The organism is Mesorhizobium hawassense, from assembly GCF_003289945.1.
Lineage (GTDB): Bacteria > Pseudomonadota > Alphaproteobacteria > Rhizobiales > Rhizobiaceae > Mesorhizobium > Mesorhizobium hawassense.
The window spans coordinates 110,927-123,350 of the sequence record NZ_QMBP01000005.1; the positions used below are offsets into that span (position 1 = coordinate 110,927).

14 protein-coding genes are annotated in these 12,424 nt (G+C 63.6%); 12 read left to right on the forward strand and 2 right to left on the reverse strand.

Going from position 1 to position 12,424, the window contains the following annotated elements:
• Positions 1-9: 9 nt before the first annotated feature.
• The 7 genes from DPM33_RS13090 (at position 10) to DPM33_RS13115 (ending at position 4,009) form a co-directional block, all read left to right on the forward strand.
• Positions 10-1,413, forward strand: coding sequence for a patatin-like phospholipase family protein (locus tag DPM33_RS13090; protein ID WP_112098046.1), 1,404 nt, complete (start codon positions 10-12; stop codon positions 1,411-1,413).
• 18 nt (positions 1,414-1,431) lie between these two features.
• Positions 1,432-2,091, forward strand: a complete 660-nt coding sequence (locus DPM33_RS13095) for a glutathione S-transferase family protein (protein ID WP_112097854.1) — start codon at positions 1,432-1,434, stop codon at positions 2,089-2,091.
• Between the two features lie 32 nt (positions 2,092-2,123).
• Entirely contained in the window at positions 2,124-2,453 is a 330-nt protein-coding gene (locus DPM33_RS13100) for a YciI family protein (RefSeq protein ID WP_112097855.1), read from the forward strand.
• A gap of 341 nt (positions 2,454-2,794) precedes the next feature.
• A complete protein-coding gene (locus DPM33_RS13105; RefSeq protein ID WP_425373496.1) occupies positions 2,795-3,031 on the forward strand; it encodes a hypothetical protein in 237 nt (78 codons plus the stop codon).
• Positions 3,031-3,438, forward strand: a complete 408-nt coding sequence (locus tag DPM33_RS13110; RefSeq protein WP_112097857.1) for a hypothetical protein — start codon at positions 3,031-3,033, stop codon at positions 3,436-3,438. Before DPM33_RS13105 ends, DPM33_RS13110 begins: the two co-directional genes overlap by 1 nt.
• Before the next feature lies 1 nt (position 3,439).
• Complete coding sequence (locus DPM33_RS36215; protein WP_167449050.1) at positions 3,440-3,595, forward strand: hypothetical protein; 156 nt, start codon at positions 3,440-3,442, stop codon at positions 3,593-3,595.
• Positions 3,596-3,685: 90 nt separating this feature from the next.
• On the forward strand, positions 3,686-4,009 hold the full coding sequence (locus tag DPM33_RS13115) for a YkgJ family cysteine cluster protein (RefSeq protein ID WP_167449064.1): 324 nt from the start codon (positions 3,686-3,688) through the stop codon (positions 4,007-4,009).
• Positions 4,010-4,227: 218 nt separating this feature from the next.
• Here the strand turns inward: DPM33_RS13115 and DPM33_RS13120 are convergent, their stop codons facing one another.
• Entirely contained in the window at positions 4,228-5,163 is a 936-nt protein-coding gene (locus DPM33_RS13120) for a hypothetical protein (protein ID WP_146770243.1), read from the reverse strand.
• 212 nt (positions 5,164-5,375) lie between these two features.
• Between DPM33_RS13120 and DPM33_RS13125 the strand changes: the two genes are divergently transcribed.
• Entirely contained in the window at positions 5,376-5,987 is a 612-nt protein-coding gene (locus tag DPM33_RS13125; RefSeq protein WP_112097860.1) for a LysE family translocator, read from the forward strand.
• Here DPM33_RS13125 and DPM33_RS13130 read toward each other — a convergent pair.
• On the reverse strand, positions 5,984-7,009 hold the full coding sequence (locus DPM33_RS13130; RefSeq protein ID WP_112097861.1) for an AraC family transcriptional regulator: 1,026 nt from the start codon (positions 7,007-7,009) through the stop codon (positions 5,984-5,986). The genes DPM33_RS13125 and DPM33_RS13130 overlap by 4 nt on opposite strands.
• Before the next feature lie 296 nt (positions 7,010-7,305).
• Between DPM33_RS13130 and DPM33_RS13135 the strand changes: the two genes are divergently transcribed.
• The 4 genes from DPM33_RS13135 to rbbA all read left to right on the forward strand — a co-directional run bounded on the left by DPM33_RS13135 (position 7,306) and on the right by rbbA (position 12,424).
• The gene (locus DPM33_RS13135; RefSeq protein ID WP_112097862.1) at positions 7,306-7,731 is read left to right on the forward strand and encodes a GFA family protein; all 426 of its coding nucleotides are present in this window, start codon (positions 7,306-7,308) and stop codon (positions 7,729-7,731) included.
• A 56-nt stretch (positions 7,732-7,787) separates the two neighbouring features.
• Positions 7,788-8,303: an OsmC family protein gene (locus DPM33_RS13140; RefSeq protein WP_112097863.1), complete on the forward strand. Its 516-nt coding sequence runs from the start codon at positions 7,788-7,790 to the stop codon at positions 8,301-8,303.
• A 403-nt stretch (positions 8,304-8,706) separates the two neighbouring features.
• On the forward strand, positions 8,707-9,696 hold the full coding sequence (locus DPM33_RS13150; protein ID WP_112097864.1) for an HlyD family secretion protein: 990 nt from the start codon (positions 8,707-8,709) through the stop codon (positions 9,694-9,696).
• Positions 9,683-12,424: a ribosome-associated ATPase/putative transporter RbbA gene (rbbA, locus tag DPM33_RS13155; RefSeq protein WP_112097865.1), complete on the forward strand. Its 2,742-nt coding sequence runs from the start codon at positions 9,683-9,685 to the stop codon at positions 12,422-12,424. Before DPM33_RS13150 ends, rbbA begins: the two co-directional genes overlap by 14 nt.

Consider the following 12,424-nt stretch of genomic DNA (forward strand, 5'->3'; position numbering starts at 1 on the left):
GCAGTGCTGATGGCCGTGGCCGGCTGCGTCGCCGACGATGTCGGGCCGATCAACGTGCTGACCACCGAGGTCGGCCATCCGTCGCCCACCTACATCCCTGATCCCGCCGATGACGGCTCGACGGTCGTTGGCTTGGCATTCTCCGGCGGCGGCACGCGGGCGGCGGCTTTTTCCTATGGTGTGTTGCGGGCGCTGGACGACGTCGTCATCGACGAACGGCCGAAGCGGCGCACGCTGGTCGACGACATCAGGATGATCTCCGGCGCTTCCGGGGGCGCCATCGCCGCCGCCTATTTCGGCTACAAAGGCAGGGACGGCTATCAGGATTTCCGCGAGCGTTTCCTGACCCAGAACGCCGAGGCCGATCTCAGGGAAGCGATCTCGCCGGTCAATCTGGTGCGCGCCTATTATGGCGGCGTCAACGACCGCAGCGGTTTCGCCAGATGGCTGAACGACCACTTGTTCGACGGCGCGACCTTCAAGGCGCTGCACAGGCCGAAAGGGCCGATCGTCTGGATCAACGCATCCGATATCTACAACCGCACGCCGTTCCTGTTCACCTACGACACTTTCGCGGCGTTGTGCAGCGATCTCGACAAGGTGCGGCTTGCCGACGGCGTCGCCGCGTCGGCCGCCGTGCCCGTCGTCTTCGCGCCGATCGTGGTCGCGGCGACCAGCCCTGATTGCGGCTATCACCGGCCCGGGTGGCTCAGTCAGGCGCTGGCCGACCGCAACGCCTCGCTGCGGCTCAAGGCCTATGCAGGTGCGCTCGACGCTTACCAGAACGCCGGCCCGCACGATTATGTGAAGCTGCTGGACGGCGGCCTCACCGACAATATCGGCGTCACCGGCTTCACCCTCGAACGCTCGGCCGCCGGTACGCCGTATGGGCCGCTGTCGCCCTCCGAAGCCGTGCGCCTGAACACGCTGATCTTCATCGTCGTCGACGCCGGCAGCGGCTCCAACAAAGCCTGGACGAAGTCGCTGCACGGACCGAAGGCCAGCGAGCTTTTCAATGTGACGACCAGCACCACGCTTGCGGCCTCGGTGCGCGACGAGTTCGATGCGCTGAAGCTTGCCGTCTCGCAGTGGAAGGGTGAACTGGTGCGCTTTCGCTGCGGCCTGCCGGGCTCTACCGTTTCGGCCTATCGCGGCTCGGCCGGCGGCTGGAACTGCCGCGATGTCCGGCTCGTCGTCCAGCATCTGTCCTTCGCCGATGTCGATCCGGCGACCGAAGCGAAGCTGAACGACATCCCGACCAGGCTCAGGCTGCCGGTCGACCAGGTCGACCTCCTGATCGGCGCCGGCCGCAAGGCGCTCGGGGTCAATCCCGACATAAACGCGGCGGTCGCCGCGATCCGGGCCCGCGCCGGCATCAGACCGGCGGCGATCACGACGGCCGCAGTGAATTGACATCAACAGGAGACGGTCTTGGCAGAGTTCACCCTTTATATCGGCAACAAGTGCTTTTCCTCATGGTCGCTGCGGCCATGGGTGGCGATGAAGCACCTGGACATCCCCTTCGAGGAAAGCTTCGTGCGCCTGCGCACCCCGCAGACCTTCGCCAATCTCGCCAAGGTGTCGCCGACCGGGCTTGTGCCGGTGTTGAAGCATGATGGCAGGATCGTCTGGGAAACGCTTGCCATCCTTGAATATCTGGCAGACCTCTTTCCCGAGAAGAAGCTCTGGCCCGACGACATCGGAGCCCGTCAGCTGGCGCGGTCGGTGGCGACCGAGATGCATTCCGGCTTCCGCGAGGTCCGTTATGGCTGGCCGATGAACCTGCGCCGGCCGAAATCGCACAAGCCGCTCGATGCCGAGGGCGAGGCGCAGCGGGCGAGGATCGAGGCGATCTGGCGCCAGTGCCGCGAACAGTATGGCAAGGGCGGCCCGTTCCTGTTCGGCCATTTCACCGCGGCCGACGCCATGTACGCGCCGGTGGTCACGCGCTTCGATACTTATGGCGGCGAGCTGGCGCCGGTCACTCGCGGCTATGTCGATGCGGTGCTGGCGACGCCGGCGATGCGGCACTGGTATGCGGAAGCGGCGAAGGAGCCGTGGCCGGAGCCGGGGCCGCACGAACAGGATTAAGCAACACGGGTTTTGGATCCCGGAGGACGACGATGGCCAGTGCCGACGAAGCGGATGCGACCAAGGCGCCAAAAATCTTCCATTGCCGGCTGATCCCGCCGCGTCCGGACTTCGCCTTCACCATGACGGATGAGGAAAGGGCGCTGATGGGCCGGCATGCCGACTATCTGCGCGCCAAGCTGCGCGAAGGCATCATGATCATGGCCGGTCCGGTCGCCGATCCAGCCGGTCCCTGGGGGTTGCTGATCCTGCGCGCCGGCAGCGAAGCCGAGGCGAGGGCGGTGACCGACGCCGATCCGGTGGCGCGTTCGGGCCGCGGCTTCCGCTATGAAATCCTGCCGATGTTGAGCGTCATCATGTAGGCGGCACACAAAAAAGAACGCCTCTCGGGCGTTTTACGGCGCGGGAGGCGTTCTTTTTGTCAACCTTTCCGAGATTTCTCTCTGAACTGCTGACCGTACCCCAATGCACGGATGCCGAAATGGTTCCCACCCATCGCAATTTATTTGGTATCCGGCGCTCCGGAACCGAATTCAGCCTTGCCGGTGGCCACGGATGTACCGGCGCCGATAGACGGCGAGACGAAGGTCAGGTCGTTGCCTGACCTTTTTCGTTTTCGGTCGGTGAATTGTGCGCCGCAGGTCGATTTGGATGTGCTAAGCACCGCGCCAGCAAATAGAATGCTCAGGACCAGGTGAATATTTTGTCCCTCACTTCGAAGACACAAACCGACTTGAAGCCACAAGGCGGTCAGGCTGAATCGCTTTTCAGCAGGACCCGGACCCAGTCGATGTCACTCGACCGCATCATCTCCGAACAGGATGCGGTCAACCAGGCCCGCGAGGCCAAGACCGCGCGGCTTCGCGAACTGCGCCTGGAAAAGGAAGCCGAAGAGAAGGCGGCCGCCGCTGTCGCGCCCAAGCGTGCGGGCAAACGCTGATGGCCACCAAGCGCGTGCCGCCTACGCCGATCGCCGCCGATGCGACCATCGCCGACATGATCGAAACCCTGGACAAGCCGGTTGAATATGTCCGGCGCGTGCTGGAAAAGCTGGAACGCTGCAAGCGCGCCCATGGCGATGCCCAGGTGCGGGTCGGCGTGCGAGGCCGGGCCGAAGCGCCGAATTATCTGATCGAATATGTGCGGGAAGACGCCAAGACCCGCGAGCGGACGACGCATCAGGATGCCGCCTATAGCGGCAGCACGCATCGTGAGTTGGCGCCGCACCATATCGAAGCAGCCGCGAGCTGGTCGCCCGAGGAGATGAACATCACGGCGGTTTCGGCGCTCATCGGCCGCCTGCGCAATCCGCGGGCGCCGTCATCGCAGGTTTCAAACGAGGACTGAAATGGCCATCAAGTTTTCCGCCAAGGATCAGCCGCCGGCTCCGGCCGCTACCGCGAAACCGGCCAAGCCGGCCGCGCCGAAAGCCGACAAGTCGCTCGACGTCGATCTGTTCGAGCAGCCGGCCCAGAAGCCGCCGCGCAAGACCAGGAAGAAATAGCGATTGCCGCACGAGGCCGACCACAGCCATTTGCCCTTGCCGTCCGGCACGGCGGTCGATCCCGGCTGGCCGGCGGGCGAGGGCACGGCGGTGTTCGACTGCCAGAGCTGCGGCGCCTGCTGTTCCTATTCGGCCGACTGGCCGCGCTTCTCGACCGAGGACGACGCGCAGCTCGACCGCATCCCGGAGAAATTTATCGCGGCCGACCTCTCCGGCATGCGCTGCGACGGCGTGCGCTGCTCGGCGCTCACCGGCGAGGTCGGCAAGCACACCGCCTGCGGCATCTACGATATCCGCCCCGATGTCTGCCGCGCCTGCATGCCTGGCGGCGATGATTGCCTGATGGCGAGAGCGGCGCATGGGTTCGAACTGCCAATCTCCCCCCTTGCGGGGATTGAGGACTGGTCCGCGTAGCGGACGCGAAGCCAATTGCTTGGGTTTTGCGAAGGACGAAAGCCCGGCAGGGCAGAGGGGGGCGCTGTCCCGTCGGCGTCTCAGTCGAGCTTCGATCGCACACAAGAACGGGATTCGATCGGGAAGAACAGAGGCGTGGGCGTTCCGTCGCGCCCCCTCTGGCCTGCCGGCTCTCGTTGGGCCGTCAGTCGTCGCATCATTGGCCGCTCAGGCCGACGCTATGACTCACTGCCCCATTTTGGATTCTGTAAATCGCCATGCAAGCAATAATCCAACGCGCGTAGCGTGATGGCGGCGGGGCGGCTTTCCCAAAATGAAGCGGGAAGATTGGCGATCCGAACGACACGTTCCCGCGCCTGCTCAACGCCCATGTTGAGAACCAGGGAGCCATCCTTGCGCTCGCGCAGCCACTTTTCGATGTGGTTCCCGAGGTCTCGGATATTGCGCACGCTCAGGCTCATCGCGAGATTGGTCTCCAGCGCAGCACTGGTAGGGTCGGGCCATAGGGGGGCCAGCGCAAGTTCCGCGTGCGTCGCCTCATCCTTCTGCAAAAGAGCACAATCCGCGCAGATCGCGGCGCGCTGCGCCGCCCGCCATCTGGCCATGTCGGCGCGTCCGGTCGGACCGTATATGCTTAGTGTGTCGAGAAAATCTCTGTAGGAACGGCCCTGATCGAACGGCAGGTCCTGAAATGCGAGCGTATCAATTGCCTCGACCAGCGAAACTGCTCTCCGGGCGGCTCGAGTTGCATCTTGCCAAGCTGTGACCGCATAATCGCTGCCTATAATGTTGCGATTGTAGAAGTCCGGAAGGCCTTCATCGAGTATGGCCAGTGGCGCGGCAAGGGCATCGAATGCTTCACGCCGGGCATCGCTGCGCACACCATCGAACACGAATTCGCTCCATGCCACGAAGATGGCCCGAATTGCGTGCAGGCGAATGGGAAGCTCCGTTTCGCGGTACAATCCCCATGACCCCTCGCCAATTTCTGCAACACCGGGGAAAGCTCGCATGGCAGATCGCAATGCGACAAGACGTTTGTTCGCGTCGTCCGACAGATTGGCAAGCATCATGCGGGGCGAAACGTCTTCCGGGCGTCGCTTGTCCCAAAATTTCAGCCAATCAGGTGAGTGCACTGGGGTTTCGAAGCCCATCTTGTTGGATTGTTCCTAATATTGCCTACACATCATGTCTAAGATGCTTCTGATCTCTATCTGTCGCGCTTTTAGCGCTCAAGTAATTTCCAACGGGGTTGGTGTTTCCGAAAACGCCCTGATTATGCCGAACTGCCGCATGATTGTTTCGCGGAAATCTGTCATCCTGCAGTGAGCGGCATATTTTGGCGGCGGCATAGCGGAGGAAACGCATGAGCATCGAATTCCTGTTGACGTCGCTGATTATCGTGGCTTCGCCCGGCACCGGCGTCCTTTACACGCTGAGCGCCGGCCTTTCGCGCGGTGCGCGCGCCGCCGTCATTGCCGCTTTCGCCTGCACATTGGGCATCATCCCGCATATGGCGGCCGCCATCACCGGCCTTGCCGCGGTGCTGCACACCAGCGCCGTCGCCTTCGAGACGCTGAAATATCTCGGCGTCGCCTATCTGCTCTACATGGCCTGGAACACGCTGAAGGAGAAGGGCGGCCTCAGCATCGACGAGGATGCCGCGCCGCGCTCGACCGCCAGGACGATCACCACCGGCATCCTGGTCAACGTGCTGAACCCGAAACTGTCGATCTTCTTCTTCGCCTTCCTGCCGCAATTCGTCAGCACCACGGAGCCGCATGCTTTCGCCAGGATGCTGGAGCTCTCCGCCGTCTTCATGCTGATGACCTTCGTCATCTTCGCCATCTATGGCGTGTTCGCGGCTTCGGTGCGCAGCCATATCGTGTCGCGGCCGAAGGTGCTGATCTGGATGCGCCGCACCTTCGCCGGCGCCTTCGTCATGCTCGGCGCGAAGCTGGCGTTGGCGGATCGCTAGCCGGCCGGCTGGCTCTCGGTTCCAGCAGCCTCGTCGATTCCGGGGCCCGACGCAGCCCGAACGCCGAGGCGCCATGCCGATGGCGGGACGCCGATCATCTTCTTGAAGGCGCGGCTGAACGCGGCTTCGGATTCGTAGCCTATGTCCGCAGCGATGCTGGCGACGTTGCTGTTGCCGGCGCTGAGCAGTTCCGAGGCGATCTGCATGCGCCATTTGGCGAGATAGTGCATCGGCGGCATGCCGACGATTTTGCTGAAGCGCTCCGCAAGCACCGTACGCGACAAGGCTGACTCTTTCGCCAGCGCCTCTACCGTCCAATTGTGCGCCGGCCGGTCGTGGATCAGCGCCAGCGCCTTCGACAGATGCGGATCGCGCAGGCCCGCCAGCCAGCCGGTCTGCCGCGGCGGCAGCGATTCCACATAGCGGCGCAGCACGTCGACGAACATCAACTCGCTGAGCTTGGTCAGCACCGTCTCGCTGCCGGCCCGCTTCTCCGCCAATTCCGAGACCGCCAGTCTGATGAACTGGCCGAGCCAGCCGCCATCGCCTTTCGCGTCTCCGGCCTTGATGACGGGCGGCAGCGCTTCCAGCAGCGGATTGAAAGGCAGCGCATGGCAGGCGAGATAGCCGCAGACCAGCCGCGCCGACAGCGATCCGTCCTTGACGTAGTTGAGGGCGAAAGGCTGTTGGCTGGCGGCAGCGATCTCCAGCACATCCGCCGTCGGCGGCTCGGCCCTCATGTCGGGATTGCTCGACATGATGTGCGGGTCGCTGTGGGTGAAGACCACGACCTCGCCGGCCTCCATCGGGATCGCCGCCTGGCCGACGATGCGGGCAAAGCAGCGGCCTTCCGTCAGCACGTGGTAGGAAATCAGGTGATCCGCGCCCGGCAATATCCGCGGCAATATCGAGGACGGCGCCGGCGAGCGGATGGCCCACGGGTCCTGAGCCTCGATGTCGAAAAAGGTCGCACCGGTGAGGCGCACCGTTTTCAAAAGGTCAGACAGAGCATCCCCGGCCATTCCACCCATGTCCCGCTAGAGCAGTTCCAGGAAAAGTGTGCGCGGTTTTCCGTCCGGAATTGCGTCAAAACAAGTAGGTAGAGCGGTTCGCCGTTTCCGTGAAACGGTGAAACGCTCTAGTTGCGCGGCAATCCGGCGCGACATCCCTTTCCAGTTCCGGACGCGCTGTCAAGTAAGGCGGACGCCACGTCATTCCGTTCCTTGCCGGACGCTTTAAACCCCTGCGGCGCTGCGCGGTGTCGTCTCAAACCGGCACCGAGCGCAGTCGAACCGAACCTAGATAAGGATCAACAGTCATGACGGTACATAAGGGCGGGTGTTTTTGCGGCGCCGTGGAAATCGAAGTCCACGGAACCGCCGAGGCAATGGGTTATTGCCATTGCAGTTCCTGCCGTTCGTGGTCGGCGTCTCCGGTGAACGCTTTCACCTTGTGGAAGCCCCAGAACGTCAAGGTCACCAAGGGCGTGGAGTTCTTGTCCGGCTTCGAGAAGTCCGAGATGAGCGATCGCCAGTTCTGCACGAAATGCGGCGGGCATCTGATGACGGATCATCCGCCGCTCGGACTGGTCGACGTCTACGCGGCCACCATACCGACGGTGGAATTCACGCCGGGGGTCCACGTCAACTACGCCGAAACGGTCCTGCCGATGAAGGACGGGCTGCCGAAGCTCAAGGATTTTCCGGCCGAGCTCGGCGGCTCCGGCATCGCCGTCCCGGAATAGGGCGGGACGATGGCTGACGATTTCAAGCAATCGCACTTCACGACAGGAGAACAGCAATGGATATCGCGACGTTTCGCGCCACGCAGGAGCCGATCAAGGATCTTTATCGCAAGGACGCGCGGGCCGCGCTTCTTACCTTGAAGGCCAAGGGCAGCGCCGACGACACCAAGGTGACCTGCAAGGTCGAGACCGGACGTGGGCTTGCGCTGGCCGGCATCCATCCGAAGGCCGGCGGCAGCGGCCGGGAGCTTTGTTCCGGCGACATGCTGCTGGAGGCGCTGATCGCCTGCGCCGGCGTTTCGATGCGGGCGGCCGCGGCCGTGCTCGAGATTCCGATCAAGTCGGCGGAAATCTCCGCCGAGGGCGACGTCGATCTGCGTGGCACGCTTGGCGTCACCGAGGGCGTGCCGGTCGGCTTCAAGGAAATCCGCCTGCGCTTCGACATCGAGTCGGACGTCGAGCAAAGCCGGCTGACCCAGCTGCTCGAACTCACGGACCGGTACTGCGTGATCTTCCAGACGATCCAGCGCAGCCCCAAGACCTTCGTGAAACTCAACAGGGTGGTCTCGTAACCCTTTGACTTTGCCCGGAACCCAATCCTGGCGGGGCGGGTTCCGGGCCGCGGCCTGAGCGCGACCTTTCCGCGCCAGGCCCTATCCCTTCACGTAGCCTATCGCCTCGACGCTGCGCCCGTCCGCGGCGCGCGTCAGGCTGACGCCGCGCAGCGAACTGCCGTCGGATATCCAGAAGCGCCAGCAAGGCAAGCTGGGCTCTGGGCCCAGCAAGCAGACACCAAAGCGTTGGTCGCTCGAACGCACGGATTGTCGCCTCCTCGGCTCTGCTGCCTTCACGGCATCACCGCACACGATCATTGCTATCGAGAAGTTCGCGTCGGCATTCCCTTGCTTGATCAAACGCAATGCGGGCCGGGTCACGGATGGCTAGGAGAGCCGTGGTTGAACGGAGCGAAACCTCATGCGCTTTCCCGCTGTCTTGGCTCTTTTCGCCGGCGTTGCGCTGGCTGGTGGCGGCTACGCCTTTTGGAATCACGAGAAGGCCGCGCAATTGCCGGCCGGTCTTGCGGCAGCCAACGGCCGCATCGAAGTCGAGCGGGTGGAGATCGCCTCCAAACTTGCGGGCCGGGTGGCCGAGATTCGAGTGAAGGAAGGCGATTCCGTCCAGGCGGGGTCGGTTGTCGCCAGGCTGGATACCAGCGAATTGTTGGCGCAACTCGCTGCGGCAAAAGCTGCGGTACAGCGAGCGGAAGCAGGCATCAGCCGCGCCAGGGCCGACATCGTGATACGCCAAGCGGAGCATCACCTGTCCGAGGTCGAGATGCAGCGCGCAAGCGAACTTGAACGGCGCTCGGCCGGAACCACCGCGGAGGCCGAGCGGCGCACGGCCGAGTATGATGTTGCCGGGGCGCAGATTCTGGGGGCTCGCGCGGCGTTGGAGGACGCCACCGCGGCGAAGGTGGCAGCCGAGGCCCAGGTCGACCAGATCGAGGCGACGATCGCCGACACGACACTGACGACGCCGACTACAGGCCGCGTGGAATACAAGTTGGTTCAGACGGGCGAGGTCATAGCGGCCGGGGGCCGCGTCGCCACGGTTCTCGACCTGAACGACGTCTTTATGACGATCTTCCTGCCGACAGGAGCGGCTGGCAGCGTTGCCATGGGGTCGCAGGCCCGCATCGTCCTCGATGCCGCCCCAGGCTACGTGGTCCCGGCAACCGTGTCCTTTGTCGCCGCGCAGGCACAGTTCACGCCAAAGTCGGTCGAAACGGAGAACGAGCGCGAAAAGCTCATGTATCGCGTGAAGCTCGCAATCGATCCGGCGTTGCTTGAGACATATCGCGGCTACGTCAAATCCGGCCTGACCGGCAACGCCTACTTGAAGCTGGATCCCGCCGCCACCTGGCCGGCTTGGTTGGAGCCTCGTTTGCCCGATGTTGGTGAGTGAAGCCCCGGCCATCGACGTCTCCGACGTCACCCATCGCTATGGCGCGGTGACGGCGCTGAAGGATGTCTCCGTGTCCGTCCCCGTCGGCGCCGCGACGGCCATCGTCGGACCGGATGGTGTCGGCAAGTCCACCCTCCTGGGATTGATAGCTGGTGTTCGGCGCTTGCAGAGCGGAGCGATCCGTACGCTTGAAGGCGACATCGCCAAGGCGGCCCACCGCGACGCGGTCTCCCCTCGTATCGCCTACATGCCACAAGGGCTCGGCCGCAACCTCTACCCGACGTTGTCAGTCTACGAGAACATCGACTTCTTCGGGCGTCTGTTTGGCCTGGCGGCGAGCGAGCGTCATGCGCGCATTGCCCGTCTGCTCGCGGCGACCGGGCTCGAGCCGTTTCCGGATCGGCCGGCTGGCAAGCTCTCTGGCGGCATGCGGCAAAAGCTTTCGCTCTGTTGCTCGCTCATTCATGATCCCGATCTGCTTATTCTCGATGAGCCCACGACCGGCGTCGATCCGCTTTCGCGCCGCCAATTCTGGGCCTTGATCGACGAGATCAGGGCTGACAGACCCGGGCTGACAGTGCTGGTGTCGACCGCCTATATGGAAGAGGCCGAGCTTTTCGATCGACTGATAGTGATGGACGCCGGGTGCGTGCTCGCCGACGGATCGATGGCGGACATTCTCGCCCGCGCCGGCGCGAACACCCTGGAGGAAGCGTATGTGGCGCTGCAGGCCGGCAGCGAGGCAGGCACACGCACCGCATTTCACATGCCGCCGCGAACGGCTCGCTCTGACCGGCCGGCGATCGTCGCCGAGAATCTGACGCGCAAGTTCGGAGACTTTACGGCCGTCGACGGCGTGAGCTTCAGCATCGAGCAGGGCGAGGTTTTCGGTTTTCTCGGCTCGAATGGCTGCGGCAAGACAACGACGATGAAGATGTTGACCGGCCTGCTCGGCATCACCGAGGGCAGGGCTGAGCTGCTGGGTCGTCCGGTCCAGGCGGCCGAACTTGAGACCCGCATGCGCGTCGGCTACATGTCGCAATCCTTCTCGCTCTACGAAGAACTGACAGTGCGCGCGAACCTTGTCTTGCACGCGCGCCTTTACCGAATACCGGCAAAGGAGCTTGGCCCGCGCGTGGACGAGGCACTCCAGGAATTCGATCTCGCCGCGGTGGCTGACCAGCAGCCGATGAGATTGCCGCTCGGCGTCAGGCAGCGGCTGCAATTGGCGGCCGCCTGCCTGCACCATCCGGAAGTGCTCATCCTGGACGAACCGACGTCGGGCGTGGACCCCGCGGCCCGCGACATGTTCTGGCGAATTCTGGGGGATCTGTCACGGCACGAGGGTGTGACCATCTTCGTCTCGACGCATTTCATGAACGAAGCCGAGCGATGCGACCGCGTCTCGTTGATGCATGGCGGGAAGCTGCTTGCCATCGGGTCGCCGCAGCAAATCACAGCATCAAAAGGCGCCGCCACGCTCGAGGACGCTTTCATCGCCTACCTGCAGGAGGCGGACAACGAGCCCTCAACCGACGCAGCCCCTCGGCAGCCGCCGGTTGCCGCACAACCCTCCACGCGGCGCGCTTCCGGTCGATTGCGCGCTTCCCTGGGACGCACCTGGGCATTCGCGCGACGCGAGGTGCTTGAATTGGCACGCGATCGCATTCGTCTCGCCTTCGCGCTCGTTGGTCCTCTGATCCTCTTGGTCACCTTGGGATACGGGACGACCTTCGATGTCGAGAACCTCACCTTCGCGGTGTTCGATCGCGATCAAAGCATCGAGAGCGGGCGCCTGGTCGAGAGTTTCTCGAGCTCGAGATACTTCAAGGAGCAGCCGCCCCTGAGCAGCGAAGCCGCCATCGACCGGCGGTTGCTCGCCGGGGAATTGCGCGTCGCAATCGACATCCCGCCGAACTTCGGCCGCGATCTCATCAATGGAAACAAGCCGGAGGTCGCGTTCTTCCTGGATGGGGCCAATCCTTTCCGCGCCGAAACGGCGCGCGGGTATCTGCAGGGAGTCGTGATGTCCTACGTGGAGGACCTGTCGCTCCAAACCTACGGGGAGGTTCCGGACCTCACGCCGCTGCAGGTCGACACCCGGTTCCGATACAATCAGGACTTCCGCAGCGTGTTCGCGATCACGCCGGGCACGATCATGCTCTTCCTCATTCTGTTTCCCGCGATGTTGAGCGCGCTCGGGGTGGTGAGGGAGCGGGAAGTCGGTTCGATAAGCAATCTCTACGCCTCGCCGGCCACCGTCGGCGAGTTCCTTCTCGGCAAGCAGGCGCCCTACATCCTCCTCGGCTTCTCCAGTTTTCTCAGCCTCGTCGCGCTTGACGGCCTGCTGTTTGGCGTCACTGTCAAAGGCTCGCCGGCTGCGCTCGCCTTGGGCGCTTTTCTTTACATCTTCGCGGCCACCGCTCTCGGCACACTGATATCCAGCTTCGTCCGCACGCAGATTGCGGCCATCATCGCCAGCGCGATCATCACCACCGTTCCGGCAATCAATTTCTCCGGATACCTCTATCCGGCGGCGACGCTGGAGGGGGCGGGCCGTTTCATGGGCATGGGATTTCCCTCGCTTTGGTTCCAGAACGTGAGCCTTGGCGCCATCACGAAGGCGCGCGATTTCGCTGCCTTCTATCGCGAATATCTGGTCCTTTTCGCCTTCGGGGTAGGCTATCTCGCCGTAGCACGGCTCTTCTTGCGCAAGCAGGAGGCGTGA

What these genes read in the sequence shown, in the direction of transcription:
- DPM33_RS13090 (WP_112098046.1), top strand. Translation starts at nt 10, where the DNA reads ATGGCCGTGGCCGGCTGCGTCGCCGACGATGTCGGGCCGATCAACGTG.
- DPM33_RS13100 (WP_112097855.1), top strand. Translation starts at nt 2,124, where the DNA reads ATGGCCAGTGCCGACGAAGCGGATGCGACCAAGGCGCCAAAAATCTTC.
- DPM33_RS13110 (WP_112097857.1), top strand. Translation starts at nt 3,031, where the DNA reads ATGGCCACCAAGCGCGTGCCGCCTACGCCGATCGCCGCCGATGCGACC.
- DPM33_RS36215 (WP_167449050.1), top strand. Translation starts at nt 3,440, where the DNA reads ATGGCCATCAAGTTTTCCGCCAAGGATCAGCCGCCGGCTCCGGCCGCT.
- DPM33_RS13120 (WP_146770243.1), bottom strand. Translation starts at nt 5,163, where the DNA reads ATGGGCTTCGAAACCCCAGTGCACTCACCTGATTGGCTGAAATTTTGG.
- DPM33_RS13125 (WP_112097860.1), top strand. Translation starts at nt 5,376, where the DNA reads ATGAGCATCGAATTCCTGTTGACGTCGCTGATTATCGTGGCTTCGCCC.
- DPM33_RS13130 (WP_112097861.1), bottom strand. Translation starts at nt 7,009, where the DNA reads ATGGCCGGGGATGCTCTGTCTGACCTTTTGAAAACGGTGCGCCTCACC.
- DPM33_RS13135 (WP_112097862.1), top strand. Translation starts at nt 7,306, where the DNA reads ATGACGGTACATAAGGGCGGGTGTTTTTGCGGCGCCGTGGAAATCGAA.
- DPM33_RS13140 (WP_112097863.1), top strand. Translation starts at nt 7,788, where the DNA reads ATGGATATCGCGACGTTTCGCGCCACGCAGGAGCCGATCAAGGATCTT.
- DPM33_RS13150 (WP_112097864.1), top strand. Translation starts at nt 8,707, where the DNA reads ATGCGCTTTCCCGCTGTCTTGGCTCTTTTCGCCGGCGTTGCGCTGGCT.
- rbbA (WP_112097865.1), top strand. Translation starts at nt 9,683, where the DNA reads ATGTTGGTGAGTGAAGCCCCGGCCATCGACGTCTCCGACGTCACCCAT.